Raw genomic sequence first — 25405 nt, 5'->3', positions numbered from 1 at the left:
CAATGAACAATAACATAACAGGAAAAGACCTGATCGAATTAGGTTATTCCGAAGGAAAAATAGTCGGCCTGGCTTTAGGTATCCTGAATGAAAAGTTCACGGATATTGAAGAAAAAGAATTATTGGCCTTATTTAAAAAAGTAAAAGATTATCCGGAAAGTTTTTTGGATGACGAGGTATTAAGTGTATTGGCAACGGCAGTGATCGAGGAAGCCAATCCAAAATCAGACGGGACCATTGAACTGATCGACAACGCTAAAGATTATTCAATTTTCGGTGCCGATTATATAGAAGAAGGTGCCCGAAACCAAATGGATATTGCCATGAAACTGCCTGTTTCGGTAGCTGGGGCATTAATGCCCGATGCCCACCAAGGCTATGGTTTACCAATTGGCGGTGTATTAGCGACTAGAAATGCAATTATCCCTTATGGTGTAGGTGTAGATATCGGTTGTAGAATGGCTTTAAGTATTTTTGATATTCCAGAGAAACATTATTTCGGGAAAGATGCCATGTATAAACGCGAATTAATTGCTTTCACCAAATTTGGTGCGGGTCAAAATTTTAAAGGTAATGAAAGAGCTGATCATGATGTTTTAGAAAACGAGGCTTTCAACGCTACTTCTTTTCTTAAAAATTTACATGGAAAGGCTTGGGCACAACTGGGTACTTCGGGTGGTGGAAATCACTTTGTAGAATGGGGGATTATTGATTTTGCCGAGCGTGATGAAATTTTGAATATTGATAAAGGCCGTTACGTTGCGTTACTTACGCACTCAGGATCACGTGGATTTGGGGCAACCATTGCTGTCCATTATACCAAACTGGCGAAAGATATCTGTAAGCTTCCTAAAGAGGCAGCAAATCTGGCTTATTTGGATCTAAATTCTGCCGAAGGACAAGAGTATTGGATTGCCATGAATTTAGCCGGTGATTATGCCTCTGCCTGTCATGAGGTGATCCATAAAAGATTAACCAAAGCCATTGGTGCTAAAGTTTTGGCCAAGGTAGAAAACCACCATAATTTTGCCTGGAAAGAAATGCTAGATGGTGAAGAAGTAATTGTTCACCGAAAAGGTGCTACACCAGCAGGAAAAGGCGTAATGGGAATTATTCCAGGAAGTATGACGGCACCGGGGTTTTTAGTGCGTGGTAAAGGTGAAATGAGCGCGATCAATTCAGCCTCTCATGGTGCGGGTAGACAAATGAGCAGAACCAAGGCTATTCAATCGATAACGAAATCGGATATAAAAGCGATTTTGAAGGCTCATAATGTTACTTTAATTGGCGCAGGTTTAGATGAAGCACCAATGGCTTATAAAGACATCAATAAAGTGATGGCTGCGCAAACCGAACTGGTTGATGTAGTGGCAAAATTTGAACCTAAAATGGTGAGAATGGCTGATGATGGAAGCAGGGAGGATTAGTTGGGAGTTCTGAGTCTTAAGTCCAAAGTCATTAGTCGGAGTCTAAATTAACTTCATGGGTTTTAAAAACCTACGAGGTTTTTTGCCTTATTTCGAATAAAAAGTTAGAGGAACATCGGTTCTTGCCTATTATCCCAAAAGAAAAGAACTTCAATTCTATTGGGCTTAATCTCATAAAACACAGAGGAGAGCTTTTTAATTAATCCTTGCCTAATATTAGGGTCAAATTCAGTTTCTTTAAAAATATAAGGTGAATGACCAATTAGCTCTAAGGTTTTAATGGTATTCTTTTTAAAATCACTTACTGCTTTTGCTCCTAGTCTTTCATGTATTTGAGCACAGATTGACTCAAAAGTTTTTAATGCTGTTTCTGATATGACTACAGACAGGGCCATCAGATTGTCGAGATTTTTTCTTTAAATTCTGCTAAAGAAAAGCTTTTTCCAGCTTTGATGTCATCTTGTCCTTGCCTTATTCCCGACTTAACATGCTCGGGCAAGGCATCGTTCTTTTTTATTTCATAAGGAACTTCTAAAGCTTTAAGAAATGCCTTTAAAGCTTTTTCTTGCATTTTATCTGGGTGTACAAGGTAAGTTTCCATATAAATGTGATTTTAAACTAATATACAAATTTAAGGATTATTAAATAAAACCTTCAAACTTAAATAGTGTCTATCAAAAGATTCAAAAGCAAAAAACCTCCTCAATTAATTTTGAAGAAGTTTTTTGATACATTTTACTGAAACCGATCAGTACAACCTTAAGTTAAATAAACCTGATTGAAGTGGAAACAACAGCTTTTTCAGCTTTTGTTGGAACAAAAAGCAGGGCTATAATAACCTATTAGCACTACAATTGCTTTCCAAAAAAAGCGCTTACATTGATCTATAGGTAATTATTTCAACTTACTCAAAGCCGTTTTAATTCTTGGCAACATGTCTTTAATATCCTGCAAAGTACAGGCACCAACCGATGCCCTAAACCATGGCATGCTATCTTCATTTCCGAAAGCAGAGAATGGGACCAAAGCTGCTCCTGCTTCTTTGATCAGATAGAAGTTTACATCTGCACTGTCTTTTAAAATCTGACCGTCTTCAGTAGTTTTCCCGATATAATCGATTTTAATGGTTAAATAAATGGCCCCCATTGGCTCCACGGCATCAACGTTAAAACCTTCACTTTTCAACTCGTTAAACCCGTTGTAAAGCGCATTTAAACTGTCTTGGATCTGACCTTTAAAACTGGTTAAAAAAGTATCAACCTGTGTTTTATCATTAAAATAGTTTGACATGGCTACTTGCTCAGCTTTTGGTGCCCAGGCACCCATATGGCCAACCAAAGCCTTCATTCTATTGATAATATCCTCCGGACCAAAACCCCAGCCTACACGTACACCCGTTGCAGCCAAACATTTCGAGCTACCATCAACAAAAACAGTAAATGGTCTCATTGCCGGACGTAAAGAAACTGGATTTACATGCTCTTTTCCGAAAGTTAAAAGCGAATAAATTTGATCGTACATCATGTACAATGGCTTTTCATCAGCACCCCTTGTTGCATTTTCCTCTAAAACTGCATCGCAGATTTCAGCTAATGAATCTGCATTGAACATGGTTCCTGTTGGGTTTAATGGCGAACACAAGGCCAATAAGGTTGCCCCTTTTAAATGTGGTTTTAATTGCGCAGCCGTTGGCATAAAATTATGCGTAGCATCGGTTTCTACCGCAATTGTCTTTGCAGAAGTTAAGTGCGAGTAGTGGTTGTTGTTCCAGGATGGAGCGGGGAAAACCACGGTATCTCCAGGATCAATCAACGCCAGATAAGTAGCATAAATTAAAGGGCGTGAACCACCGGAAACTAAAATGCTACTGGTGTTATACTCCAACCCAAATCTATCTTTTAATAATTCCGAAACCGTTTCACGTAAAGGTAAAACACCATCAGCAGGTGGATAATTGGTTTGGTTGGCATGGTATGCCTCCACAATCCCGGCCTTTAATTCGGTTGGGATTGGGTAAATGTTTGCGTCAAAATCGCCTATAGTTAAGTTAGCGATCGAAGCACCTTTGCGCTTCATTTCGTTAACCTCATTACCGATTTTTATAATTTCTGAGCCAATTAATGAATTGGCCAATACTGAAACTTTCATATATTATTATTATTATCGCCTTTATAATTAGCGAATTAAATCTTCTATAGCTTTATTCACTTTTCTGAAACCAAATTGAGATAAAACATCGTGCATTGCTGCAGTAATCTGCTCGTTACAAAGGTTGCCAATGCTCCCCTCATGTGTATGATTTATTTGGCCAGAAGGTGCAAAAGTACCATTTTCTATCTGTTCGCCAACAATTTTATAAGCCTCTCTAAATGGAATACCTTGCAAAGCCAGATCATTCACCACTTCAACGCTAAACAGGTAGTCGTATTTTTTATCTTTCAAAATATCATCTTTTATCGTGATGTTCTGGAACATAAAAGTGGCGATCTCCAAACATTCGTTTAATGAAGTAATCGCTGGGAAAAGATTTTCTTTTAGCAATTGTAAATCACGGTGATAGCCTGATGGCAAATTGGTAATCATCATGGCAATTTCGTTCGGTAAAGCCTGAATTTTATTGCAACGCGAACGGATCAACTCAAAAACGTCAGGGTTTTTCTTGTGCGGCATAATACTCGAACCTGTGGTCAGTTCTGCCGGAAAACTAATGAATCCGAAATTCTGATTGATGAACAAACATACATCCATCGCCATTTTAGCTAAAGTTGCGGCAACAGCACTCATCGCCTGTGCTAAAATTCTTTCTGTTTTACCTCTGCCCATCTGCGCATAAACTACATTATAGTTTAAGCTTTCAAAGCCTAATAACTCGGTAGTTAAGGTTCTATTTAACGGGAATGAAGAGCCATAACCTGCTGCAGAGCCCAAAGGGTTTTTATTGCAGATTTTCCACGCAGCCAACATCAGCTCCATATCATCTGCCAGGCTTTCCGCATAAGCACCAAACCATAGTCCAAAAGACGATGGCATGGCAATCTGTAAATGCGTATAACCAGGAACTAATTTATCTTTGTGTGTATTGCTTAATTCAATTAACTGGTTAAATAGTGTTGAAGTTTGGCCAACCATATCTTCTATACAGGCCCTAAAGAACAGTTTTAAATCAACCAGAACCTGATCGTTACGCGAACGGCCACTATGGATTTTTTTACCTGCTTCGCCAATGCGTTGCGTAAGTAACCATTCAACCTGCGAGTGCACATCTTCTACGCTGTCTTCGATGGTGAAGTTTCCAGTTTCAATTTCAGCATAAATATTTTTCAATTCTTGCTGAACCATTTTTAGTTCTTCAGCTGTGAGCAAATTAATGGTTTCTAACATTTGGGTATGTGCCAAAGAGCCCAAGACATCAAATTTTGCCATCTGCAGATCCAGTTCGCGGTCTTTACCAACTGTAAAGTGCTCTACAAACTGATTTACATCTATATTTTTTTGCCAGATTTTCATTATTAATCTTTATTTTTTCAACGGTAATGAGGCTTGCTACGCAGGTTTCATTCTAATTTATTTAACCGCAAAGGGCGTCAAATTTTCACGGATTCCGCAAAATATTTATTATAAAACAAGCTTTATTGTATTTCCAAGCAAGAAAACTCATCTTGATTTATGAAATCATTTATTAATTCTCTTTTTTCTACTAAGGTTTTTGCAATCCCGGTGGTTGTATTATTTCCGAACCTAAGCCAAATAATTTTAGGAGGATGGCCATACAGATTTGAAAATTCGTAGAAATCTGCGTCGAAAGTTACAATAACATAACCATTTTGGCCAGCAAAATTCCAGATTTCCTTATCCGCTTTGTTTTCTAGCTTTAACCTTCGTATTTGGTCACAAGCTGAGAAATCGGCCTCCAAAAGTTTTATGATTCTATGGGAAATGTTTTGGTCAAATAGCAGTTTCACTAGGCTACTCTTATTTTATGCTCTCTATCTGCTGAATAAGCAAGACAGGATAAGATCTCTTCTTCAGTAATTTCAGGAAAATCAGTCAATATACTTTGCATAGTCATGCCATTTGCTAGCCATCCCAAAACATCATACACAGCAATTCTGGTTCCCTTTATGCAGGGCTTGCCAAAACGTTTGTTAGCGTCAATTTCTATGAAATTAGAATAAGTTTTCATAACGTAAAGATAAACAATATTATAAGAATTTTGATTTGCCCATTTTTGGAGAATTCTATTTTTATCCTCGTATAACCGGTTTTAACATATTAACATATCCTTCAACACCCTCGGCTACTTCTCTAACATATAAAAATTCATCGGCCATGTGCGAGCGACCAGAAAACCCCGGACCACATTTTACCGATGGGATATCTAATAGTGCCTGATCGGATGTAGTTGGCGAACCATAAGTAGTTTTTCCAAGTGCTACTCCGGCCTGAACAACCGGATGGTTTTTATCAATCGACGATGGTTTTAAACGGATAGACCGTGGGGTAACATCGCAATCAACATTTGCCCTGATAATATCTAACACTTCTTCATTGGTGTAGGCATCTGTTACACGAACATCAACCGTGAAAGTACAATTCGCAGGAACAACATTATGCTGCGAACCTGCATTGATTATGGTAACCGTCATTTTCAAAGGGCCGAAAACCTCCGATACTTTGGGGAACTGGAAGTTCCTAAACCATTCAATATCTTTCAAAGCCTTATAAATGGCATTTTCCCCTTCTTCACGCGCAGCATGCCCGGCTTTACCATGCGATACACAATCTAAAACCAACAACCCCCGTTCAGCAATCGCTAAATTCATTTCTGTGGGTTCACCAACGATACCAAACTCAAGTGTTCCTAAATCTGGCAAAACCAATTCTAAGCCATTATTTCCAGAAATTTCTTCCTCTGCTGTCGCCGCCAAACAAATGTTATATTTTAAGCCTTCTTGTTCGTAGTAGTATAAAAACGCACCAATTAATGAAACTAAACAACCGCCTGCATCGTTACTGCCCAAACCAAACAGCTTATCGCCCTCAATTGCCGCATCATAAGGATCGCGGGTATAACCAGAATTTGGCTTAACCGTATCGTGATGTGAATTTAAAAGCAATGTTGGTTTTGTGGCATCGAAATGTTTATTGTAAGCCCAAACGTTGTTCATTTTACGTTGAGTTTTAACCCCTCTCTCCTCCAAAAACTGGGCGATTAAATTCGCAGTCCGATCTTCTTCTTTACTAAAAGACTGGATACGAATCAACTGTCTCAATAAATCCAGGCTTTCTTTTTGTATATTTTCTAATAACATAGTATCAAGTAATTAGTATTAAGTATCAAGACTAAACCCGTCTTTAAACTTTCTACCCTTTATTTTGCTTTTAGCTTATTCTCTGAGGTTTCATGATTAAGGCCTTAAACCCTACACCCCTAACCTTCTTTGGTATACAAATTCCCAGCTTTTAAAGCCGAAAGTTTAATACCTTTTATCAATGATGAGCTAAAACCGTTGTGTTCCATTTCATTTAAACCCGCAATGGTACAACCTTTCGGCGAAGTTACTTTATCTATTTCTGATTCTGGGTGCGTTCCGTGTAATAAAAGCAAGTCGGCCGCTCCTTTTGCCGTTTGAACAGCCATTTTTAAAGCTTCATCCGCATGAAAGCCAATTTCTACCCCACCTTGCGATGCTGCCCTGATGGCCCTTAGAAAAAAAGCAATTCCGCAAGCGCAAAGTGCCGTTGCAGAAGTCATTAAATCTTCATTAATCTTAACAACAGAACCAACCGTTTCGAACATCTTGGTTACATCTGCAATATTTTCTACTGATGCATTATCGCTCGCTATGCAAGTCATGGACTGACCAATGGCGATTGCCGTATTTGGCATTACACGAACCACTTCAACATGATTGCCCAATTTTTCTCTAACCGCAGCACAGCTCACACCCGAAATTACCGAAATAACCAAATGTTTAGCCGTAACGACTGAAGTTTGGATTTCATCCAAAACTGTATTTAATTGTTGAGGCAGAACCGCCAAAATCACAACATCCGCATCAACTACGGCTTGTTTATTGTTATTGCTAACTGTAAAACCTGCTTCGGCAAAAGATTTTAAGTGCTCGGTATTTCTACGGGTAAGCGTAATGTCGGCGGCTTGAGCAAAGTTAGCTTTCACCAAACCTTTCGCTAAAGACAAACCGATATTTCCGCTACCAATTATGGCTATTTTTTTTGTCATGATTCTTAATTTTCTTGCCGGTTGATTATACAGATTATTTGATTACACTGATTTATATTTTTATTGGAAAAGCAATGTCTGTAATTCTATTGATGTTCAGTCCTGCTATCCACTTCAATCTTTTTAACTTCTGCCATTCCATCCATTTATCGTCGTTGCGAGGAGGAACGATGCGGCAATCTTTTTCGTTCGGGCATAAAAAGTATTTCCATTTCTATCAGGTTTAGATGCCAAAGCCAGTACTAATCGGTTTCTTTTCCTTTCTAATCCTAAAACCCTCCGCCTTCAACCTTTCTATCCTCTGCCTTTACTTCAGCATTTTTGTTCCAAAAGTTCCCTCAGCAAGCTCAGCAAGTTCATCAGCTTTACCGATATATACTGCTGACACTCCTTTTTTAATTGCTTCAAAAGCATTGTGCAATTTAGGGATCATTCCACCTTGCACAGTTCCATCAGCTTTTAAAGCTTCAAATTCATCAGCTTTGATTTCTCTCACCACCGAATCATCATCGTTCACATCTTTAAGCACACCTTTTTTCTCAAAGCAGTATACCAAACGTGTTTCGTATAAAGCAGACATGGCCACTGCAACAGAAGAGGCAATGGTATCGGCATTGGTATTTAGAAGCTGAGTATCACCATCATGTGTAATGGCACATAAAACCGGAACTAAGCCAGCTTTCAATAGGCTATTTAATGTTGTCGAAGACACAGAATTTTCGTCCAAATCACCAACAAAACCATAATCAATTACAGCTCCTGCCATTGGTCCACTTTCAGCACCGTAAGTTTTGGTACTAACCGGCCTTTTTTTTGCTTTGATCACATTACCATCAGCACCACTTAAACCAATGGCATTACTACCTTTGGCCTGTAACTGGGCAACCATATTTTTATTGATCAGTCCGGCATAAACCATTGTTACAATACGCAGGGTTTCGATATCGGTAATTCTTCTGCCCTCAACCATTTTGGCTTCAATGCCGAGCGATTCGCTAAGTTCAGTTGCAATTTTACCGCCGCCGTGCACCAGGATCTTATCCCCAGGCAGTGCCGTAAAATCCAACAAAAACTGATGCAGGTTTTCGGAGTTATCGATTACGTTTCCACCGATTTTTATGATCGTGAGTTGTTTCATAGTCTATTTTAATAATTAACCACAGATGTGCACAGATAAACACAGATTAGAAAAACAGACATCATCTGTGTTCATCCCTTTTATCTGTGGTTAAAGTTTCGAGCAACAGTTATTATTTCAATTCTTCCAACATCGCTTTAATTACAGCTTGTGCCGCCCATAAACGATTTCCTGCTTCGTGAATGACCAATGAATTTGGTCCATCTAAAATCTCTGATGATAGTTCCAGATCGCGACGCACAGGCAAGCAATGCATTACTTTAGCATCGTTTGTGAATTTTAATTTCTCATTATTCATCATCCAGCCATCGGGATAAGTTAACACTTTTCCGTACTCTTTATAACTACTCCAGTTCTTCACATATACATAATCAGCACCGGCTAAAGCTTCTTCTAAATTATACTGAATATCGGCATCAGGCGTAAAATCATCCGAAAGCTCGTAACCTTCTGGATGAGCGATTGTAAAATCGATCATACCTTCTGACTGAGCTTTGCACATCCACTCCGCAAAAGAATTCGGTACGGCCTGAGGCAATGCTTTAACATGAGGTGCCCAGGCCAAAACTACTTTGGGTTTGCGGCCATCGGGTTTCTTCGCCCAGGTTTCGTGAATGGTAATAATATCGGCAAAGCTTTGTAAAGGGTGACGTGTTGCACTCTCTAAGCTCACCACAGGTACCGCACAATATTTCACAAATTTATTGAAGAAATCTTCGCTATAATCCTCCTCACGGTTATTCAGTTTTGGAAAGGAACGCAAGCCTAAAATATCGCAATATTGGCCCATTACCGCAGCAGCTTCACGAATGTGCTCAACAGTCGAACCATTCATCACCACACCATCCTGTGTTTCTAAGGCCCATCCCTCTTTATCCAGGTTCATTACCATTACATTCATGCCTAAGTTTAAGGCGGCCTTTTGCGTACTTAACCGTGTACGTAAACTGGGATTCATAAAAACCAAACCTAAGGTTTTGTTCTTACCTAAATCTTGGTGCGCATAAGGATTTGCCTTTAATGCAAGCGCATCATTTACAAACTGTTTGATGCTTGGAACATCGTGTACGGAAGTGAACAAGTTCATCTTTTTATGAGGTTAAAGGTTGAGGGTAAGAAGGCTGAGGGTTTACCTCCCAATCTTCTCACACTCAAAATTTATAAAATGCGATTAAAACCGCTTGATTAATGTTATTTATTTACAGTTATTTTGACTTTGCACCCAGACATTTCAGCCTTCTACCTTACAACCTTCCTGTCTTTTAATTATTTTACCAATTTACTAAAAGCTGCCAAAAACTCGTCAGCATGTGCTTTTGTTAAATTTAGCGCTGGTAATAAACGGATCACATTCGGTTTTGCCTCGCCGGTAAAAATATGGTGTGTAAACAATAATTCTTTTTTAACATGCGCCAGTTCTGCAGGTAGCTCGATACCGATCATTAACCCACGACCACGCACTTCTATCACCTGCTCAAATTTCTTCAATTCAGCAATTAAGTAGCTTCCCACTTCTTCGGCATTTTTCATTAGGTTTTCTTGTTGCATCACTTCTAAAACCGCTAATGCTGCAGCACAGGCCAAATGGTTACCACCAAAAGTTGTACCCAACTCTCCATGCCAAGGTTTAAATTTTGGCGCGATAGAAATCCCCGCTACCGGAAATCCATTACCCATTCCTTTTGCCATGCTATACACATCTGCTTCAACACCAGCGTAATCGTGAGCGTAAAACGATCCTGTTCGTCCATAACCGCATTGTACACTATCGGCAATGTAAACCGCATTATATTCATCACATAATGAACGGATTTTCTGCAAGAAACTTTTCGAGGCTTCTTTAATCCCGCCAACACCTTGAATGCCTTCAATAATAACAGCCGAAATTTCATTGCCCTGTGCTTTAAAAGTTTCTTCTAAAGCTATCTCATTATTAAAAGGCAAAAAGATTACATTTTCGGTCTGATTAACCGGTGCTACAATTTTAGGGTTATCGGTTATGGCAACGGCTAAAGATGTACGTCCGTGAAAAGCACCTGTGAAAGCAATTACTTTTTTTCTTCCATTGTAAAATGAAGCCAGTTTTAAAGCATTCTCATTTGCCTCGGCTCCAGAATTACACAAGAATAGTTGAAAGTCTTTTTTACCAGAAACAGTTCCCAATAATTCTGCAAGCTGAACCTGCAACGGAATTTTTACTGAATTTGAATAAAAACCAACTTTATTTAATTGATCTGTCAAGCGATTTACATAATGCGGATTGGTGTGCCCAATTGAAATCACAGCATGACCGCCATATAAATCTAAATATTGTTGTTCGTTAGCATCCCAAACATTGCTGCCTGCTGCTTTCGTTATTTCTATATCGTTAAGTGGGTAAACGTCGAATAAGTTCATATTTTGAGGTATAAGGTTTGAGGTGTAGGGCTTAAGGTTTTTTCCCTCCACTTCTCAAAAATTTTAAAAATGAAATTAGCATAGCCCTAACTTCGTTAATTGATTGGTTTACCTTTAGATAATCATCTTCACTTATATACTTTAATTCAGAAGCACATAAGCAACAATAGTCAATCTCATTGGCAGAACCTAAAGCATTATCAAGAAAATGTGCAAAATCTTTATCTGTAAATCTTCCACATCCTTCAACAATATTCAAGGGAATAGATAAAGAAGCCCTGGTAAGTTGTGAGGTTAATTCAAATCGCTCTTCTTTTGGAAATTGTGTCGCAATATTTTTCTTAATGAACATATTCAACTCATGTGCTTTCTTCCAAACGTCAAGTTTTTTATAATCTCTCATACCTGTACCTTACGCCTTAAACCTTACACCCTTTACCTTAATTAAAAATTGGCGGCCTTTAACTTAAGTCCCGCTGTTTCATCTAAACCGAACATTAAATTCATATTCTGAACCGCTTGTCCGCTGGCACCTTTTAACAGGTTATCAACAATGCTGATGATAAATAATTTACCATCATGTTTTTCTATATGAACCAAAGCCTTATTGGTATTTACAACCTGTTTTAAATCGATATTTTTCCGGCTTACATGCGTAAAAGGATGAGCACTGTAATATGCTTCGTAAATGTTTTGTGCCTCTTCTAAACTCAAATCACTTTCCAGGTACATGGCAGCTAAAATACCTCTGGGTAAATGCACCACGCTGAGGAATAAAATTTAAAGCTTCAGAAAGTGATGGTTGCAACTGCAACAAACTCTCGCTAATCTCATTCAAATGTTGGTGCTCAAATGCCTTATATACTGAAAGATTATTATTTCTCCAGCTGAAGTGCGAAGTGGTAGACAAACCCTGTCCTGCGCCGGTAGAGCCGGTAGTTGCATTGATGTGAACCTCATTTTGAATCAACCCCTTAGCGGCCAATGGCAACAGACCTAGTTGGATACAAGTTGCAAAACAGCCTGGATTAGCAATATTTTTCGCTGATTTAATTTTATCTCGGTTTAATTCAGGAAGGCCATAAACAAAGTCTTTGGTCGAAAAGCTGGCATTGGCATGCAACCTGAAATCCTGAGACAGATCGATAATTTTAATGGTATCATTAATTGGGTTGGCAGCTAAAAACTTTTTGGCATCGCCATGGCCAACACATAAAAACAACACAGCCCCCTCTAAATCTCCCCCTGCTGGGGGAGACTTCAAAAAGTGTATCAAAATCTACACTATCAGTAAAACGTAAATCCGTATCACCGATTAAATCAGTATGTACATCGGAAATTAAGTTTCCGGCGTTACTTGTGCTATTTACGAAAGCAATTTCAACATTAGGGTGGTTAACCAAAATACGTAGCATTTCGCCACCTGTATAACCCGCGCCACCAATTATTCCTGCTTTAATTTTCATATTTAAAAAGGTTTAAGGTTTGGGGTTTAAGGCTTAAGGTTTGGGCGCTTTAACCTTACGCCTTCAACCTTATACCTCAAACCTCCGAGGCTATGCCTCGTTATTTACTTTATGCCAGATCATTACCTGGTTACCAAATATTTTAGAGAAACCTTTAACATCTTCTCCACTCCAGGCATTGTTCATTTCGCCATAGCTGCCAAATTTATTGCTCATTAAATCATGGTTAGATTCAATTCCGATAATCTGGAAACGGTATGGCAATAATTCTACAAAAACTTTACCACTCACAAATTTCTGTGTATCAGTTAAAAAAGCCTCAATATTCCGCATAATCGGATCGTGGAACTGACCTTCGTGCAACCAGTTACCATAAAAAGATGATAGTTGTTCTTTCCAGCTTAACTGCCACTTGGTTAAGGTGTGTTTTTCTAAAGTATGGTGTGCTTTGATAATGATAATGGGGCCAGCAGCCTCAAAACCCACACGGCCTTTAATACCAATGATGGTATCACCAACGTGGATATCTCTCCCAATCCCAAAAGGCTGAGCAAGGGCCTGTAGTTTCTGTATTGCTTTAACAGGTGCTAATTTTTCACCGTCAATGGCTATCAGTTCACCTTTTTCGAAAGTTAATTCAACTTTACGCGGCTCTGTTTCTGAAACCTGGGTTGGCCAGGCACTTTCTGGTAAAGTTTCGTTTGAAGTTAAAGTTTCCTTTCCTCCTACCGAAGTTCCCCATAAACCTTTGTTGATTGAATATCTTGCCTTTTCTGCACTGTATTCTACTCCATGTGCTGCTAAATATTCTATTTCCGCCTCGCGGGATAATTTTAAATCTCTGATTGGGGTAATGATTTCAACACCTGGAATCAGAATGTTAAAAATCATGTCGAAACGAACCTGATCGTTACCTGCACCGGTACTTCCATGAGCTACATAATCTGCACCAATTTTTTTCACATAGTTAGCAATAGCAGTTGCCTGACTCACGCGCTCTGCACTTACCGATAATGGATAAGTAGCATTTTTTAATACGTTACCAAAAACCAGGTACTTAATGCATCCTTCATAGTAACTTTCAGTTTCATCTACAACAGCATGCGATTTTACGCCCAAAGCATATGCTCTTTTCTCAATTTCCTGTAATTCTTCATCAGAAAAACCACCAGTATTTACAATTACTGAGTGAACTTCTAATCCACGATCTTGTGCTAGGTAAATACAACAAAATGAGGTATCTAAGCCTCCGCTAAATGCTAAAACAACTTTTTTCATGCTATTTAAATAAAAAGGTAAATAAAAATAAAAGGGCTTTTAAGCCATTTTTTGGCTTAGGTTTAACAACTAAGCGCTGTTTAATGCGCATAAAACGCTCGTATAATTTGGGTTTCTTTTGCAGTTCTTCGGCAAATTGCTTGGCTACTTCGTGTTTTTTTTCAGCCGGATCGTAAAGCATAGCTGTACACATACAGTTTTTACGTTCCTTCATTTTTAAAATCTCGAAGTTTACGCAGCTTTGGCATCCTTTCCAAAACTCTTCATCCTGGGTAAGCTCGCTGTAGGTTACCGGCTCGTAACCTAAATCTGAATTAATTTTCATTACGGCCAAGCCAGTTGTTAAACCAAATATTTTTGCCTTTGGGTACAACCTTCTCGATAAACCGAAAATTTCATTTTTAATGGCTTTTGCTAATCCCGCTTTACGGTATTTAGGGCTTACTACCAAACCACTATTGGCCACAAACTGTCCGTGGCTCCAGGTTTCTATATAGCAAAATCCTGCCCAGGAACCATCTTTGTGGAAAGCAATAACCGATTTGCCCTCTAGCATTTTATTAGAAATATATTCTGGCGAACGCTTAGCAATGCCTGTTCCACGAGCTTTTGCCGATTCTGCCATTTCTGTCACTATTTCCTCAGCAAATACACGATGTTCAGGAAGTGCAACCTGCACTATAAATTCGTTAATATCCATTCGTTTTCTAACGAAAAATTATAAGTATTCTTGTTAATTGGGTTTTTAGAGAGGATCAATTCCTCATTACGTTTAGTGCGGGTACTAAATACGTGGAGTGAAATTTTGCCGGCTTGTGGGATAATAAAATACGGGCTGAAAATGATTAATAAACAAACCCTTCCCAGACACCATTTGTGCTGAGGAAATTGAAAGTTTATGTAAAATCTGTTTAATCATTTCTTGCGTATTAAAACGGCTTTAACTCTATTGAGGTGCAAAGGTTTAAATAAAAATCGAGTTACACAATATTATCGTCATTTTTTTATGTTAAGCTTTTAGTTTTATTGAACTAATCTGACTTAACAGGCCTCTGCAGTACTTTGAACCTTCCAGGAATTTCCCTTACGCAATTGCTTCTGACAGTGAATGATGCTGTCAATTTACCATTGTTAAAAAAAGACAACAAACTTTAACATCTGCTTAACATCATTTAACATCCGGTAATACCGCTTAAATCCAATATTTGTATGTCTGTAGCGAATGTTATCCGACTATCGTTTTATGGATATTCCTTAAATATTAAATCAAATTTTAACCGTATGAAGAATTTTACACCATTTCATTTCAAATCGATCACTTTATTTGTTCTAATTGCTTTTACAGCATTAACGTCATGTAAAAAAACCGAAACTGCCGATCCTACCATATCTTATTTAAGGGTAATCAATGCATCACCTTCTATGGCTACCTATAATGCTTACTTTAATGGGAGCATGGTTAATTCAGCAGCTTTACCTTTTGGTGGCTCTGCTGCTTATCTTTCTTCTACCGCAGGCGCTTACAGTTTAAAATTTACAACGGCCAGTAGCGCAGAGAGTTTGTTAACCAAAACCGTTACTTTAAATGCAAGCACCTATTACTCTTCTTACTTAATTAATAAACCGGCTGCGCTAGATGTTTATACGATTAATGATGATCTTTCTATTCCATCAACTGATAAAGCTTATATCCGTTTTATCAATTTATCGCCTGATGCACCAGCTTTAGACCTGGCCAAAACGAGCGCAACTACCACGCTGGCTACCAATAAAGCCTATAAAAGTGCGAGTGGTTTTATTGCTGTAGATGCAGGAACTTATACATTGGATGCAAAAGAAACTTCATCAGGAACAGTTAAAGCCACTTCCGCCAGCACCAGTTTTACAGCGGGCTATCATTATGACATTATTTGTGGTGGTTTGGTAACACCTGCAAATGAAACTGAACGTCCTTTAAGTTTACAGGTTATATTGATCAAATAAAAAGAGGCTTTGTGTTAGCCTTTCATAAAAAACGGCAATTTTCATGTTGAAAATTGCCGTTTTTCTGTGGCATTAAAAAGGAAATTATTTTCCAGTAAAGAGAGCTATTCTCTTTTATTTTTTGATCACATCAGTAAATTTCACCTGTATTATATAAGTACCTTCTAATTTGAGTCTCCAAGACCACCTTGGGTTTACAGAGAAACCTGGTGATGATGGAAAGCCATCTATTGACTTTATAAAAGTACTTGGTATCCTGTAATACATCAAAAAGCCCCAATCGGTAGTTGGTGTAACATATTTTGTTAGAGGAAACGGTGCTACCTCAAAATCGCAGATCATAGCGGTATCCGTTTGAATAACCGGGTTGAATTTAGCATAGTTTTCAAAAATTGGCCTATCTCCCCTGGCTATAATTTCTTTTGCTTTAGGATTAAAGACATTTCCATTTTTATCCACCATTTTCAGTATAGCTCTTGCACCTACAGATGAAATTTTTGTACAGGTAATGATTGGGTTTTTCATTGGCGTTGCTACACCTGTAACATCATTAAAGCCGTTAGCTACATTATCAGTAATCTCAAACAGGTCATCTATAGTGGGATCTACCACATTAATTGTTGCTAATTTAGGAAATAACTTGGTACCAGTACCATTAGTCATTTCTACATCATATACATATCTTCCCAAGGGTAAGAAACCAGATGCTTTGTTAAAGGTAAGCTGCCCGCTCAACTCATTAAACTCCATTGGCTTCTTTTTCACTACCTCCCTTTTTTTATTTAGCAACTCCAGGGTTACATCTGTTTCAGGATCAAAATTGGCACCAGTTTTAAAAACAGTAATTTCGTATTCCTTCGAAAACTCTGCCGGTGCAGGAGAACCATCTTCTTTTCTTAAATTGAGTAATTTATAGGTAAAAGGCGGTGTAGAACCATCTGCATTAATTCTATCTGATTGAAAAAGAGGCAAGCCTCTTTTCGCATAAATATTATTGTCTTTATATCGAATGGTATCACTTAGAAAGCCATTTTGTATTTTTTTACATGCTACTACGCCTAACAAGAGTAATAAGCCTAAAATATATTTCATTTTCATAATTAATTGCGATTAAATTAATTGCCCGAAGACTGTGCATTAAAAAATAACCTGTGGTTTCCATTTAATACATGAACAATACCATTTATGGTAATGATTCCTGACGTTTGGCAATCCACAGCCTTATCTTTTTGCGAGTCGGGAATAGCACTCTGATCAGCCTCCTGATCGTCGCGGGTTCCGATTACTTTGGTATAGGTTACATAATCCACATAATTAACATACTGTGTATATTCATAAGAACGTCTCAATTTGATCAAATATTGAACATTTGGAATAGAACCCAGTAAACTATTATAAAGCTTACCGCTAACGGTCATCTGGTCTCTGTTGATCTTGCCCGCAAATAAATAGGTCTTTAATGAATCATTTAATTCCTGTGCCGGAATATCTTTGATACCGAAGTCAAAGTTTTCTGTTCCAAGCTGGATAGATTTCTGATATTTTTTGGCTTTCACATACGCAGCTATGCCATAATTTGTAGTTGCAAAAAGGGTTACATTGCCATTTACCGCATCTTTTAAACCTGCCCTGTCTATCACTTTCACTAAGGAATCGAAATTGCGGTTAGACTTTAAGTAATCGTAAGTACTTAAGTTTACATTGGGGTCACTTGGGCCGCCATCCCTTTTATAATCATTTTTTTTACAAGCCGTTAGCGCCAGTAATATTAATGAAAGATATACTAATATATTATTTTTCATATTTTTTAATCTCTTAATAAAAACAACTTATACTTTACCCAACCAATATGGTGTTTGTTTCAATAACGGATTGTTTCTAAACAATGCAGGGTCTACAGGCCAATAAAAACCTTCTCTTCTAAACCTGCTTTCTGTAAGCCAATCTACGATAAGACCGTATCTTCTAGTCCTAAGCAAATCATAGAATAAATGTCCTTCCAGATACATTTCTTTACCACGCTCATAAGCATATTCATCCATTACCTGATCTACGGAGCTTCCAGCAGGAATTAATACCGGATTTGGGTCATTTCTTTTTCTGAAATCATTGATAATACCAATAGCTGTTGCTGCATCCTTCTTATAAAGTGCAATTTCCGCCTTAAGTAGTTTCATATCGCCCAGTCTGAAAATGATAATGTTATTGCTTAGATAAGGGTCTAATTTTTGCCCAGGATTTCTGTACGTTACATTACTGTACTTTATACTCATTGGTTTATCTGGGTTAGCAAGGTCAAAGCCCTTTTTATAACGGATATCAGTGGTTGTTTCGAAATGATTATTAAGATACAGAGGCGTGGTATAAAAACGTGGATTGTTTCCATAACCTTTAATATAATTCTCATTTAAAAAATAAGAACCTATGGAACTATTAGAACCTTCCAATGTATTCTCGCTGATGTTAATTTCGAATATCCCTTCGGAAGAACGACCAATAAAAGTATTTTTATAATTAGCGGTATCTGTTAAAGCATAGCCTCCTTTGCTAATTAATGTATTTATGGTCGTATCGGCATTGTTCACATCAGTCAAATTAGGCGCATCAACTGAAACGTCAGACATGGTTGCTCTCCAAAGATACAAATGCGCTAAAAGGGCATACACTGAACCTTTATTTGCAGTAACCTTTGCGTCTCCGGTATTGGCATAATTCCAGCTTAATAGATTAATGGCTTTGTGACAATCATTTTCAATCAATTTCATAACCTCTGATTTTGAACTTCTTGGCAATTGTGGCGCATTGATCGGATCTTCGTAAGACTCTGTAACCAACGGTACATCACCCCATACCCTTACCATCATAAAGTAACTTAATGCACGAAGGAAATATGCCTGGCCAATCGCTGAATTCCGGAATTGTGCAGGATCGTCTTCAGCAGACAATTGCGCATCGCTCATGGCATTAACTTTTTTCAAAATCAGATTAGACATGGCAATACTTTTATAATATAAAGTATAATTTGCCAGCGTATTAAGATTGTATTGAAAGGTAAAATCTCCACCCTGAATTCCTTCTAAACCATCTCCAGAATATTGGATCGTAAAATAGTTTTTGGCAATCGCATCACCATACATAAAATAACGATTGTTTTTGTAGGTAATCGCACTACGCATCATGGCATAATTACCGGCGATGGCACTTCTCACATCCCTTGATGACTGCCAGAATGTTTGTTCGTAAGGTGCGTCCTTAGGTTCCTCATATAATAATTTTTTACAGGAACTTACGGTAACCGCTGTAGCCATTGCGATAAGTACACCGATTTTTGTGATTATATTTTTCATTTATTGACGATATTAAAATTGAACTTGTACACCTAAAGTATATTTTCTTGGAATAGGATACCCGGTTCCATTATACTCCCCATATCCGCTAACAGCTTCTGCATCTGGTAATTTTTTTGATTGCTGGAACATATATACGTTATCAGCAATAGCGTATAATTTCAGCTGACTTAAGCCTAATTTTCTTACGATTTTAGGGCTGAAATCATAACCAAGATTGATACTTCTGATCCTTGCATAACCACCCTTTTCGAGGAAAAAGGATTGTGCAGCCGTATAATAATATCGATAGGATCCCAAATCGAGTTTTGCATACTCAGCCTGATCTCCAGGGTTTCTCCAGATGTTCAGGCGACTTAGATCTGGTGAAGAGACACTGGCAAAATTATATACTGCATTAGCATCAGTTGCGTTCGTAAAACGATCTGAATCAAATAGATTTAGTACGTCACGTTTAAGAGTGAATGTTACAAAAATCCCCAAAGAGAAATTTTTGTAAGAAAAGTTATTGGTCCAACCACCGGTAAAACGTGGGTTAGGATCGCCAATTGGAGCTTTATCCGGATTGATACCATCATTAAAAACATCTATAAAATAATCTCCATCCAAATCTGCCAGATAAAAATCACCTGCACTAAATGTTCCATTACTGTTTCGATATCTTTCTCCGGTGTACGGATTTTGAGGAATATCGGCTGAAGTAGAAAATACGCCTTTTGTGCGGTATAAATAGAAAGCATTTAGTGGACTACCTACAGAAAGCACGTGGTTTTTATCAAAACGATCTCCACTCAAAATAATATCACGGCCACCATTCGGCAAACTCATGATCTGATTTTTATTATAAGAGATATTAAAAGAGCTATTCCACTTAAATTCCTTGCGGAAAGGATTTGCAGTTAAAGTCAACTCCAAACCTGCATTACGAACCGCAAATGCATTGGTGAAAGCATTGTCATAGCCTGATGTAACCGGCAAATCAACATTAAAAAGTTTTTGTTTGACTTCTTTATTATACACATCGAACGAAATGGCATATCTACCGTTATCAATTTCCATATCGGTACCGATATTCCATTGTATCGATTTTTCCCAGCTTAAATCCTTTTGAGCCACACCATTTCTAAAGTTTGGTGTAATTGCGGTTACACCGTTATATGAGGTTGCGCCATTATTCCCACTAAAAAGACCATTGTTAACCTGGTAAGTATTATATTGCACATAAGCATTTCTTTTATCTTCATTTCCTGTTACGCCATAACTTCCTCTTATTTTAATCAGTGTAAAAGGGTTATTGGATATGTTCTTCATAAAATTTTCTTCTGAAAGAAGCCATCCTGCTGAAATGGAAGGGAATACCCCATATTTATTATTTTCTCCAAAACCAGATGAACCGTCCGTTCTAATCGTACCGGATAAAAGATATTTGCCATCATAATCATAATTAAAACGGCCATAATAAGCTATCAGTCCATGTGCAATGTAATTTGAATAGACAGAGATATTCTGCTGCTTAAAACCAGTAACGGTTTGGATATTATCTGATGCGCCTCCATAACCCGATGCCTGGGTAGATTGGAATAAACTATACTCTATATCCTGACCCGCTACCGCACTAATAGAGTGTTTTTTAATGGAACCATTATAAGCCAGGTAGTTCGATGTTCTTAAGCCAAAAGCACTGGAAGAGAAACTGGAAGAGCTGTTGCCAAAACCATTATTTAGCAAACTGCTCATACTTACATCCCTACGGGTATTGTCATTGGTATAGGAAGTCTGGGAATTTAACGTAAAGTGTTTATTAAATTCATAAGCCAGGTTGAGGTTAGCTCCAAATTGGTTCGACACATTTCTGTTTAAGTTTTCGCCATCCTTACTTACGAAATAATCCAGTTTTTCGGGAGAAACACTAAACAATGAGGAAGGTAAATTCCCGGAACCGACTTTAGTAGGCTTAGATGGATCATTTGGATCTTCATTACCCCTGCCTCTGCTGGCGCTTGAATAATAAAATATAGGGTTAATCATCAATTTTTTATTCATTGCCCTTGAGGTAAGGTTTAAGCGTGTTGTATAACGTTTAAAACCTGTTCCTTTTACAATACCATCTTCATCATAATAGCCTCCACTGAAACGAAAGGTTGTTCCATTATCGGTACCGCCGCTTATACTCAGGTTATTATCATTGATTTTACCCGTCTGATAAAATAAATCCTGCCAATCAGTATGACCGTTAAAAGCTGGATTTAAACTATCTGTAAGTATATAAGGTAGCTGCACACGCTGATCATAATTAAGCTGTCTTTGAAGCACTTCCATTTTTTGCCTACGCTCTGTAATACCCATGGTAGCCTGCCTTAAGTTAGGACGCTCCACCATGCCGTAATAAGAGTTAAAGCTCACTCTTGTATCGCCACCTGTACCTTTTTTTGTGGTAATTAAAATTACACCATTTGCTGCACGAGATCCATAGATGGCTGCTGCCGAGGCATCTTTTAATACGTCTATAGATTCAATGTCATTCGGATTAAGTCCGGCCATGTAATTGGTTCCTGTACCGGTTCCTGGTGGAACATAATCATCAGATGATTGAGGAACTCCATCTACCACATAAAGCGGTGATCTCACTACATTAAATTGATCATAACCTGTACTACCTGTAGAGTTACCCCTTACGGATACTGTAGGCGCCACACCTGGCTGACCAGTAAAGTTTTGAACATTTACACCGGATAAACGACCTTGCAACAACTGATCAAAACTTGCCGCAGGTAAGTTAGCCAGTTCTTTACCTGAAATACTGGATATTGCAGCTGTAGTTTTCTTTCTGGTAATTTTTTGATAACCGATAGTAACCACTTCATTCAGCGTATTATTATCCTCTTCCAAAGAAAAGTTTAATGTACCACTTGCCGAAACCGCTTTCTCTGCCCAACGATAACCTACTATTCTAGCGGTAATAATTGCACCGTCGTTTTGAACTGTTAAGGCGAATTTTCCATCGGCGTTTGTAGCGGTGCCATTCTTGGTACCTTTTTCGATAATAGAAACCCCTGGTATGGGTTTGTTGGTTTGATCTAAAACAGTTCCTTTAATTGTTTTCTGCGCAAAAGCGAGCCAGGGAATGAGTAAATAAAAGAATGTTGCCATCAAAAATTTCACATAGCAATGTCTTGTAGAAGTTTTTTCCATTGATGATTAGTTAGTTGGTTTGGTTTGATTACAAACTAAAAGTATCAACATTTTTCATTGCCATTTAATTACTTTTTAGCAAAATGAAACCATATTTTAACCTAAAAATTTAACATTATTTAACATTTAATTCTTTAACATCTCACTTTTTCAACACAAAATACGCCTCCATTATACGTAATGGCACTTTTAACTGAAATTATATCATATTTTCAGTCATTTTTGGAATACATTTTACTAATTAATTAACAAGCAGATTTTATCAGAAAAACCGTATAAATTTACAACTAAAACGATAAACTAATGTTTTAGGCAATGAGTTCCTGCTAATTAAAATCTTTGCCAATACAGATCGTTCCAACCCTATTTAGAATAATTCAAAATAATTTGGATAATACGATTTTCTACCGTTATTTTGCAGCAGTTTAGAATTAATCCAAATAAATATTATCATGCCTAAAATCAGACTTTTCTGTATAACGTTTTTTTTAACTTTTGCCAGTCTACTCTCCTTTGCCCAACAGTTTTCGACCATAAGCGGCACAGTTACCACTTCTGATGGTAAACCTGCCGCTTACATTTCGGTTGGTTTAAAAGGAAAAGGCCTGGGGAATGTAACCAACGAAAAGGGTATTTTCGAAATCCAAAGAGTTAAACCAGGCGCTTATATCTTGAGGGTATCGGCTGTTGGAATCCAAAATATAGAAAAACCAGTGGCTATTACCGCTGGCGAGAACAAAACTGTCGATTTTGTAATCAACCAAAATTCAAATCAACTTAACGAAGTAAATATTAATCAAGGGGTAAATAAGTATATCACTAAGAAAAGTGAATTTGTTTCGAAAATGCCACTTAACAACTTAGAAAATCCGCAGGTATATACTACGATTACGAAAGAAACAATGGCCGATCAGCTGGTATTTTCGGTTGATGATGCTGCCCGCAATGCCACCGGTGTTCAAAAAATGTGGGAATCGACCTCTCGTGGAGGTGATGGTGGTGCTTATTACGCATCAAGAGGTTTTATTGCACAAGCGAAACTGAGAAACGGAATTGCCGGTAACGTAACTGGCCGTAACGATGCCGCTAACTTAGAAAATGTAGAGTTTATTAAAGGTCCATCTGCTACTTTATTCGGTAGTACATTAACCTCATACGGTGGTTTAATTAACCGCATTACCAAAAAACCTTTTGAAGGCGTTGGAGGTGCGGTAAGCTTTTCGACAGGCAGCTACGATTTTAACAGGGTGAGTACCGATTTCAATTTTCCTGTTGATAAAGATAACCACATTTATGCCCGTTTAAATACTTCTTATAATTATAAAGGTTCTTTTCAGGAGAATGTTTATGATAAAGGTTTCTTTATCGCACCAAGTTTATCATACAAAGTAAATGACAAATTGGACTTTGTTTTTGATGCAGAAATTGCCAATGGTAGAAATACGTTAAAACCTTTTGTTTTCTTTTATTTCCCAATCGCACAACTCGGTTTTGATAGAGCAGACCAAGCAGGAATAGCTTATGACAAATCTTTTACGGGTGATGCCATGAAACAGAAATACAATAGCTCAAACTTCTTCGGACAGGCTAATTATAAGTTTAATGATAACTGGTCGTCGCATACCAGCTTCTCGAGCAATTATAGTTTCTCTAATGGCCGCGGCACATACCTGTTCCTGGTTCCGAACAGCTACTTCGATCCTAAGGCCAGTCCTGGTGCCGATAATTTATCCAGAGCAGATCAATCTACTGATAATAGCAAAATCTTTACTTACGAAGTACAGCAAAACTTTAATGGTGCTTTTAACCTAGGTTCAATTAAAAACAGAGTTGTTTTAGGTTTGGATTTTTTACGTCAGAATTCTGATCAGTTATTTTATTCGATCGATACTTTTGACATCACCAATAAAAATGGAACTGGCGCCAACTACAACAACTTTACCGAAACTAATTTAGCAGCATTTTATGCAGCACTTCCTAATGTTTCTAAATATCCATATAACTTCAAAACCAATACATATAGTGCTTATGTTTCTGATGTAATTAGCGTAACAGATAGATTAATCGCCTTAGCAGCTTTAAGAGTAGACAGGTTCGACAACAAAGGTAATTCTGATCGTGCAGGCTCGGCTCCCAAAGGTGCTTACAAACAAACTGTTTTTTCTCCAAAATTCGGTTTGGTATTTCAGCCGATTAAAGATCAGTTATCGTTATTTGCCAATTACCAGAATGGCTTTAACAACGTTAATGGCATCGATTATAAAGGTGATTCTTTTAAAGCCGAACAGGCAAACCAAATGGAAGGCGGTATTAAAACGAATATCTTTAACGGCAAATTAACTGGCTCTGTATCTTACTATTATATTAAAGTTAAAGATATCGTTAGGGGTTATAATCAAGATGCTAATAATCCCAATGCACAAATTCAGGATGGCAATAAAATTAGTAAGGGTATAGAAGCTGAAGTTATTGCAAATCCTGTTGACGGTTTAAATATTATTGCAGGTTTTGCTTATAACGATAACCATTTAGAAAATGCATCGCCAGATGTAGAAGGCAGAAGAGATGCTTATTCAGCAGCACCCTACTCAGCAAATTTATGGATCAGTTATAAATTCAATGCTGGCTCGCTTAAAGGTTTTGGACTAGGTGCCGGTGGTAATTATGCCAGCGACAATAAAATTGTAAATAGTGTAAGCCAGGGGGTATTTATATTACCTGCTTTTGAGGTTTTCAATGCTTCAGTATTTTACGATCATTCAAGATTCAGGATCGGAGTAAAAGCAGACAACTTTACCAATCAAAAATACTGGACAGGTTACAGTACTATGAACGCTCAGGACCTGAGAACCTTCACTGGAAGTATTACTTATAAATTTTAATTAAATCAATCAGGAGAAGCTGAATCAGATCAGTCTCTCCTGATTTTCAAA

General features: G+C 37.8%; 21 protein-coding genes and 1 pseudogene. 3 read left to right on the top strand and 19 right to left on the bottom strand.

What is annotated here, in order from left to right:
* Nucleotides 1-2 precede the first annotated feature (2 nt).
* Entirely contained in the window at nt 3-1427 is a 1425-nt protein-coding gene (locus QF042_RS03975; RefSeq protein ID WP_307525560.1) for an RtcB family protein, read from the top strand.
* A gap of 104 nt (nt 1428-1531) precedes the next feature.
* On the opposite strand, the gene QF042_RS03970 is transcribed toward QF042_RS03975, so the two are convergent.
* From QF042_RS03970 to QF042_RS03900, 15 genes and pseudogenes are all read right to left on the bottom strand, one after another.
* Nucleotides 1532-1822 carry a type II toxin-antitoxin system RelE/ParE family toxin gene (locus tag QF042_RS03970; RefSeq protein WP_307525558.1) on the bottom strand — a complete coding sequence of 97 codons (291 nt, stop codon included), beginning with the start codon at nt 1820-1822 and terminating at the stop codon, nt 1532-1534.
* Nucleotides 1822-2028, bottom strand: coding sequence for a DUF2683 family protein (locus QF042_RS03965; protein WP_307525556.1), 207 nt, complete (start codon nt 2026-2028; stop codon nt 1822-1824). The genes QF042_RS03970 and QF042_RS03965 overlap by 1 nt, the downstream gene beginning before the upstream one ends.
* 293 nt (nt 2029-2321) lie before the next feature.
* A complete protein-coding gene (locus tag QF042_RS03960; RefSeq protein ID WP_307525553.1) occupies nt 2322-3575 on the bottom strand; it encodes a pyridoxal phosphate-dependent aminotransferase in 1254 nt (417 codons plus the stop codon).
* Between the two features lie 27 nt (nt 3576-3602).
* Complete coding sequence (gene argH, locus QF042_RS03955) at nt 3603-4934, bottom strand: argininosuccinate lyase (protein ID WP_307525551.1); 1332 nt, start codon at nt 4932-4934, stop codon at nt 3603-3605.
* A 122-nt stretch (nt 4935-5056) separates the two neighbouring features.
* Nucleotides 5057-5389 (bottom strand): DUF5615 family PIN-like protein, encoded by a 333-nt coding sequence (locus tag QF042_RS03950; protein ID WP_307525549.1) that lies wholly within the window; start codon nt 5387-5389, stop codon nt 5057-5059.
* Nucleotides 5389-5610 (bottom strand): DUF433 domain-containing protein, encoded by a 222-nt coding sequence (locus QF042_RS03945; RefSeq protein ID WP_116248819.1) that lies wholly within the window; start codon nt 5608-5610, stop codon nt 5389-5391. Before QF042_RS03945 ends, QF042_RS03950 begins: the two co-directional genes overlap by 1 nt.
* A 61-nt stretch (nt 5611-5671) precedes the next feature.
* Nucleotides 5672-6739: a M20 family metallo-hydrolase gene (locus QF042_RS03940; RefSeq protein ID WP_307525547.1), complete on the bottom strand. Its 1068-nt coding sequence runs from the start codon at nt 6737-6739 to the stop codon at nt 5672-5674.
* A gap of 119 nt (nt 6740-6858) precedes the next feature.
* Entirely contained in the window at nt 6859-7671 is an 813-nt protein-coding gene (proC, locus tag QF042_RS03935; RefSeq protein ID WP_307525545.1) for a pyrroline-5-carboxylate reductase, read from the bottom strand.
* A 307-nt stretch (nt 7672-7978) separates the two neighbouring features.
* Nucleotides 7979-8809, bottom strand: a complete 831-nt coding sequence (argB, locus tag QF042_RS03930; protein ID WP_307525543.1) for an acetylglutamate kinase — start codon at nt 8807-8809, stop codon at nt 7979-7981.
* 112 nt (nt 8810-8921) lie between these two features.
* Nucleotides 8922-9896 (bottom strand): acetylornithine carbamoyltransferase, encoded by a 975-nt coding sequence (locus QF042_RS03925; protein WP_307525541.1) that lies wholly within the window; start codon nt 9894-9896, stop codon nt 8922-8924.
* 179 nt (nt 9897-10075) lie between these two features.
* Nucleotides 10076-11206 carry an aspartate aminotransferase family protein gene (locus tag QF042_RS03920; RefSeq protein WP_307525537.1) on the bottom strand — a complete coding sequence of 377 codons (1131 nt, stop codon included), beginning with the start codon at nt 11204-11206 and terminating at the stop codon, nt 10076-10078.
* 31 nt (nt 11207-11237) lie between these two features.
* Nucleotides 11238-11609 carry a four helix bundle protein gene (locus tag QF042_RS03915; protein ID WP_183767535.1) on the bottom strand — a complete coding sequence of 124 codons (372 nt, stop codon included), beginning with the start codon at nt 11607-11609 and terminating at the stop codon, nt 11238-11240.
* Between the two features lie 41 nt (nt 11610-11650).
* Nucleotides 11651-12672, bottom strand: a pseudogene (gene argC / locus QF042_RS03910) (N-acetyl-gamma-glutamyl-phosphate reductase).
* A 90-nt stretch (nt 12673-12762) separates the two neighbouring features.
* Nucleotides 12763-13950: an argininosuccinate synthase gene (gene argG, locus QF042_RS03905; protein WP_307525533.1), complete on the bottom strand. Its 1188-nt coding sequence runs from the start codon at nt 13948-13950 to the stop codon at nt 12763-12765.
* A 1-nt stretch (nt 13951) separates the two neighbouring features.
* Nucleotides 13952-14650 carry a GNAT family N-acetyltransferase gene (locus tag QF042_RS03900; protein WP_307525531.1) on the bottom strand — a complete coding sequence of 233 codons (699 nt, stop codon included), beginning with the start codon at nt 14648-14650 and terminating at the stop codon, nt 13952-13954.
* A 581-nt stretch (nt 14651-15231) separates the two neighbouring features.
* Between QF042_RS03900 and QF042_RS03895 the strand changes: the two genes are divergently transcribed.
* Nucleotides 15232-15933, top strand: a complete 702-nt coding sequence (locus tag QF042_RS03895; RefSeq protein ID WP_307525529.1) for a DUF4397 domain-containing protein — start codon at nt 15232-15234, stop codon at nt 15931-15933.
* Nucleotides 15934-16047: 114 nt separating this feature from the next.
* Here QF042_RS03895 and QF042_RS03890 read toward each other — a convergent pair whose 3' ends face one another.
* From QF042_RS03890 to QF042_RS03875, 4 genes are read right to left on the bottom strand one after another with little or no spacing between them, the layout of a single operon-like run.
* The gene (locus QF042_RS03890) at nt 16048-17031 is read right to left on the bottom strand and encodes a DUF5007 domain-containing protein (protein ID WP_307525526.1); all 984 of its coding nucleotides are present in this window, start codon (nt 17029-17031) and stop codon (nt 16048-16050) included.
* 17 nt (nt 17032-17048) lie between these two features.
* Nucleotides 17049-17735 carry a hypothetical protein gene (locus QF042_RS03885; RefSeq protein WP_307525524.1) on the bottom strand — a complete coding sequence of 229 codons (687 nt, stop codon included), beginning with the start codon at nt 17733-17735 and terminating at the stop codon, nt 17049-17051.
* Nucleotides 17736-17762: 27 nt separating this feature from the next.
* Nucleotides 17763-19280 (bottom strand): RagB/SusD family nutrient uptake outer membrane protein, encoded by a 1518-nt coding sequence (locus QF042_RS03880; RefSeq protein ID WP_307525522.1) that lies wholly within the window; start codon nt 19278-19280, stop codon nt 17763-17765.
* 12 nt (nt 19281-19292) lie between these two features.
* On the bottom strand, nt 19293-22472 hold the full coding sequence (locus QF042_RS03875) for a SusC/RagA family TonB-linked outer membrane protein (RefSeq protein ID WP_307525520.1): 3180 nt from the start codon (nt 22470-22472) through the stop codon (nt 19293-19295).
* 452 nt (nt 22473-22924) lie between these two features.
* Between QF042_RS03875 and QF042_RS03870 the strand changes: the two genes are divergently transcribed.
* Nucleotides 22925-25354 carry a TonB-dependent receptor gene (locus QF042_RS03870; RefSeq protein WP_307525518.1) on the top strand — a complete coding sequence of 810 codons (2430 nt, stop codon included), beginning with the start codon at nt 22925-22927 and terminating at the stop codon, nt 25352-25354.
* Nucleotides 25355-25405 lie beyond the last annotated feature (51 nt).

The organism is Pedobacter sp. W3I1 (genome assembly GCF_030816015.1).
In the GTDB taxonomy this organism is placed as follows: Bacteria; Bacteroidota; Bacteroidia; order Sphingobacteriales; family Sphingobacteriaceae; genus Pedobacter.
This window is presented reverse-complemented; position numbering and strand designations above follow the sequence as displayed.

Excerpts from the sequence above, each read along its gene's own strand:
- QF042_RS03975 (WP_307525560.1), top strand. The coding sequence starts at position 3 with ATGAACAATAACATAACAGGAAAAGACCTGATCGAATTAGGTTATTCC.
- QF042_RS03970 (WP_307525558.1), bottom strand. The coding sequence starts at position 1,822 with ATGGCCCTGTCTGTAGTCATATCAGAAACAGCATTAAAAACTTTTGAG.
- QF042_RS03965 (WP_307525556.1), bottom strand. The coding sequence starts at position 2,028 with ATGGAAACTTACCTTGTACACCCAGATAAAATGCAAGAAAAAGCTTTA.
- QF042_RS03960 (WP_307525553.1), bottom strand. The coding sequence starts at position 3,575 with ATGAAAGTTTCAGTATTGGCCAATTCATTAATTGGCTCAGAAATTATA.
- argH (WP_307525551.1), bottom strand. The coding sequence starts at position 4,934 with ATGAAAATCTGGCAAAAAAATATAGATGTAAATCAGTTTGTAGAGCAC.
- QF042_RS03945 (WP_116248819.1), bottom strand. The coding sequence starts at position 5,610 with ATGAAAACTTATTCTAATTTCATAGAAATTGACGCTAACAAACGTTTT.
- QF042_RS03940 (WP_307525547.1), bottom strand. The coding sequence starts at position 6,739 with ATGTTATTAGAAAATATACAAAAAGAAAGCCTGGATTTATTGAGACAG.
- proC (WP_307525545.1), bottom strand. The coding sequence starts at position 7,671 with ATGACAAAAAAAATAGCCATAATTGGTAGCGGAAATATCGGTTTGTCT.
- argB (WP_307525543.1), bottom strand. The coding sequence starts at position 8,809 with ATGAAACAACTCACGATCATAAAAATCGGTGGAAACGTAATCGATAAC.
- QF042_RS03925 (WP_307525541.1), bottom strand. The coding sequence starts at position 9,896 with ATGAACTTGTTCACTTCCGTACACGATGTTCCAAGCATCAAACAGTTT.
- QF042_RS03920 (WP_307525537.1), bottom strand. The coding sequence starts at position 11,206 with ATGAACTTATTCGACGTTTACCCACTTAACGATATAGAAATAACGAAA.
- QF042_RS03915 (WP_183767535.1), bottom strand. The coding sequence starts at position 11,609 with ATGAGAGATTATAAAAAACTTGACGTTTGGAAGAAAGCACATGAGTTG.
- argG (WP_307525533.1), bottom strand. The coding sequence starts at position 13,950 with ATGAAAAAAGTTGTTTTAGCATTTAGCGGAGGCTTAGATACCTCATTT.
- QF042_RS03900 (WP_307525531.1), bottom strand. The coding sequence starts at position 14,650 with ATGGATATTAACGAATTTATAGTGCAGGTTGCACTTCCTGAACATCGT.
- QF042_RS03895 (WP_307525529.1), top strand. The coding sequence starts at position 15,232 with ATGAAGAATTTTACACCATTTCATTTCAAATCGATCACTTTATTTGTT.
- QF042_RS03890 (WP_307525526.1), bottom strand. The coding sequence starts at position 17,031 with ATGAAAATGAAATATATTTTAGGCTTATTACTCTTGTTAGGCGTAGTA.
- QF042_RS03885 (WP_307525524.1), bottom strand. The coding sequence starts at position 17,735 with ATGAAAAATAATATATTAGTATATCTTTCATTAATATTACTGGCGCTA.
- QF042_RS03880 (WP_307525522.1), bottom strand. The coding sequence starts at position 19,280 with ATGAAAAATATAATCACAAAAATCGGTGTACTTATCGCAATGGCTACA.
- QF042_RS03875 (WP_307525520.1), bottom strand. The coding sequence starts at position 22,472 with ATGGAAAAAACTTCTACAAGACATTGCTATGTGAAATTTTTGATGGCA.
- QF042_RS03870 (WP_307525518.1), top strand. The coding sequence starts at position 22,925 with ATGCCTAAAATCAGACTTTTCTGTATAACGTTTTTTTTAACTTTTGCC.